The 3,146-nt window shown below is 71.0% G+C and carries 2 protein-coding genes and 2 pseudogenes; 3 read left to right on the forward strand and 1 reads right to left on the reverse strand.

Annotated elements, in window-relative coordinates:
* Positions 1–293 (reverse strand): annotated as a pseudogene (locus C1I99_RS35300) (hypothetical protein); the annotation flags it as partial.
* A 1,057-nt stretch (positions 294–1,350) separates the two neighbouring features.
* On the opposite strand from C1I99_RS35300, the gene C1I99_RS30685 reads away from it, so the two are divergent.
* The 3 genes and pseudogenes from C1I99_RS30685 to C1I99_RS34375 all read left to right on the forward strand — a co-directional run.
* The gene (locus tag C1I99_RS30685) at positions 1,351–1,947 is read left to right on the forward strand and encodes a hypothetical protein (RefSeq protein ID WP_233512810.1); all 597 of its coding nucleotides are present in this window, start codon (positions 1,351–1,353) and stop codon (positions 1,945–1,947) included.
* 513 nt (positions 1,948–2,460) lie between these two features.
* Positions 2,461–2,907: a pilin gene (locus C1I99_RS30690; protein ID WP_111137645.1), complete on the forward strand. Its 447-nt coding sequence runs from the start codon at positions 2,461–2,463 to the stop codon at positions 2,905–2,907.
* Positions 2,907–3,146 (forward strand): annotated as a pseudogene (locus C1I99_RS34375) (hypothetical protein); the annotation flags it as partial. The gene C1I99_RS30690 and the pseudogene C1I99_RS34375, both read left to right, overlap by 1 nt.

The following is a 3,146-nucleotide window of genomic DNA, read 5'->3' on the forward strand; positions in this document are numbered from 1 at the left end:
GTGGTGGTGGTGGTCCTGAGCACGACCAGATCCCGGAACGTCGGAAGGTGACGGCCGGCGAGCAGACGCCGCCCGTCGTTGGCCTCGTCGGGGTGTTCCGGGGCGGTGCGTGGCTCGTGCTCGGGCAGCGGGACGAGGACAGCGGGGATGTGCTGGTGGTAGAAGAACCCGGCGGCGCGGGCGGCGGCGATGACCGTGGCGCGGTGGCTGACCTCGCCCGACTGAGGCTGCGAGGCGGTGAGTCCGACCAGCAGGAAACCGCCGGGGCGTAGCAGAGGCCGCCAAGTGCTCATTGCTGTGGCGATGCCGTCTCGGGGGAGGCCCTGTGCGCCGTGCGGCAGGGTCGCCAGGATGAGGTCGACACGTGGGCCGGGACGTCGCATGGCGTGGCGAGTCCGGCGTTCGGGGGCCGACGTTAGGAGCCGCACGTGTAGACCGTGACGACTGTTGAACAGTCGGGCCGGTACCCGGTCCAGGTAGGCGGTCGCAGCGACAGCGGCGGGGTGCGCGTCGAGGTCGAGCACCACGTCACCGAAATCGGTGTAGCGGCGGATGAGGTAGGCGAGGTGGCCCGGGGAGAGTCCGTGCCAGTGCGGCACCCTCGTTCGAGGCGTGCGCGGGACGCGGGTGCGGGGCAGGAGCAGCCCGACTGGTGCCGGCTGAGGCTGGTCACTGGGGGTGGTGGAGCTGGGCTTCGGCATGGGCGTGTGGGCCACGTCCGCCGACAGGCGCTGACACTAGGGGATTACAAATCCGGGCCTCGGATTGGAAACCGCGCCCGCTGCCGAGCCGGATACTTCGCTCCACGCCGCCCGGTTGAACAAGATCCTCAACGGGTTGAACACGCAGGTCAGAGCCGTTGATACACCGCCTGTCGACATCACGCGGGCCGCTCGGATTGCCGACGCGATCGGTGACTGGTTGAACAAGATCCGTGCTGGCTTGAACAAGATCGTCTTCTGCTTGAACACGAGCCGGCTACCCGCCTCGGGACCTTGAACACGATCGCGATGGAGCGTGAGCGCGCCCCGGCGAGTGCCGCCCGTGGCCGTCCCGCTTCGCCTCGTGGGCGGCGCGTGTTCAAGGGTGCCGTTGCTACGCGGCTGCGGCCGGCGCGCAGGGCCTTGAACAATCTGACCACGGGTTGCACCCCCCGGCTCGGGGTGCCCGCCGACTGACGTCGAGACGCATTGACGGGGACCGGCGACGGCCGGGATGAACACCTGTCGAGACACCTTGAACAAGATCAGCGGTGTTCATGATCTGTCCAAAGGCCCTGGTGGCGTGGTGGCACAGCGCCGACCGGCACTCCCGCCGGACGGCACACGGTCATCACGAGGGAGCACCACCATGGACCGTTCTACCCCCGCTACCGAACCTGCTGTCTCCCGGCGCGGTGAGACGTTGCTCAACGACATCGAGTACCGGTTCCGGCTGATGATGGGGCAGGGACCGAGCCCGCTGTCGGTGGACGGCCGCAGCCTCGGTCACGGCCTGCCCCGCCGGGCCATCGCCCTGCCCGAGCTGTCGGCGATCCTGATGCACCCGTCCTGCGGCTACGCCGCCCGGGACGCGGCGTGGCGGCTGCTCGTGCAGCGCGCCCGTACGGGAGACCCGGCGTGGAGGGCCGGTGCGGTTGGTGTCGCGCTGCCGGGCTTGCGGTTCAAGGCGTACCTGTTGGCCAAGTTGTTCACCGGCGACGTGCAGGCCGCCATCGTCGAGCACTTCCTCCGCGCTCTCGGCGCGGTCGACGTGGCCAGGCCGGGCGTGGTCGGCAACCTGCTGTCCGCCGCGTTCTCTAAGGCCCGCGCCGAGCTGCGCGAGCAGGAGCCCGCCTCGTCCGGGGTACCGAACCACGCCCCGTGCGCGGTGGTGCCACCGGCCCCGTACGGCCACCCGGATCTCATCCTCGCCCGCGCGGTCACCGCCGGGGCAATCACCGTTTAGGAGGCCGAGCTGATCGGCGCGACGTACCTGGAAGAGGTCAGCCTCACCGCGTACGCCGAGCGCACCGGCCAGCCTCGCTGGAACCTCTACAAGCGGCGCACGGCTGCCGTCGCCCGGTTGAAGGCCGCGATCGAGTCCGGTGCGCTGTCCGATCCGTACGCCGGGGTGATCAACGAGGCCACGGCGACGGTGGTCCTCGACGCGCCAACCGCCCAGAAGCGTCCGTAAGCAGCGTGCCTGAGCTGCGGGTTTCCAATCCGGGGCTCGGATTTGTAATCCCCTAGTGCGGGACTCTTCCGCGCAGGTGACCCCGTTTCGACCGGACCGCTGACGGCGCTGACACCCCGCATGGTCCCCGGCCCACCCGCCGCTTCTGGTGAGGAGGACGGCCGCGCCGGTCGGCACGACAGGTCACCCACGAGCGCACCGCCCGGTCCCGCCTTCGTCACCCACTCGCGCACCCACGCCCCGCTGTGGGCTGCGTCGGCGTGCGCACCGGAGGTGCCCAACCCCATGAATTACCACCCCTACCCGCGCCCCGAGGCGGCGGACCGCCGCCTCGGGGCCGGCAAGTGCGGACGCCCTTCCGTCCGCCGTCCGCTCCGATACCGTCCTCGGACTGTCCGCGCCGCGCTGCTACTACTCCTCAACGCCGCCGCGCTGACGGCAGCGCTCGTTGCCGTGCCGACCGTGGCGTGGGTGTCCGAGCCCGCTGCGATGGTGCTGGCCGCCGAGTCGATCCAGCAGGTCGCCAACAACATCCGCACCTGGCTCGTCGGCATCCTCGTCGCCGTCGCCACGCTGTTCCTGACCGTCGGTGGCCTGCGTTACCTGGCTTCCAACGGCGATCCGGGCGAGGTCGAGAAGGCCAAGCTCGCGCTGCGGTCCGCCGCGATCGGCTATGCCCTCGCGCTGCTCGCCCCGCTGTTCGTGACCATCGTCGGCGCGTGGGTGGCCTGATGACTGCCCTCGCGATCCGATCCCGCCGCCCGGTCCGACCGGTGTCGTTGCTGCTGCTCGGCGTGGTGATCCTCGCCGGCCTTGCCCTGACCTGGGCCGGGCCGGCGCACGCCGAGCCGGGCCCGGCCCCCGGCCCGCCCGCTACCGCACCAGGCACGCCGCCATCGCCCGGCGTGCCTGACCCTGGCGTCCGCCCGCCGCGAGTGGAACCGACTCCCTCCACGCCGGCACCCATGCCC

The organism is Micromonospora deserti, from assembly GCF_003236335.1.
Classification (GTDB): domain Bacteria; phylum Actinomycetota; class Actinomycetes; order Mycobacteriales; family Micromonosporaceae; genus Micromonospora; species Micromonospora deserti.

Bases quoted from the DNA above. Each gene is read 5' to 3' on its own strand.
- C1I99_RS30685 (WP_233512810.1), top strand. From the start codon at position 1,351: ATGGACCGTTCTACCCCCGCTACCGAACCTGCTGTCTCCCGGCGCGGT.
- C1I99_RS30690 (WP_111137645.1), top strand. From the start codon at position 2,461: ATGAATTACCACCCCTACCCGCGCCCCGAGGCGGCGGACCGCCGCCTC.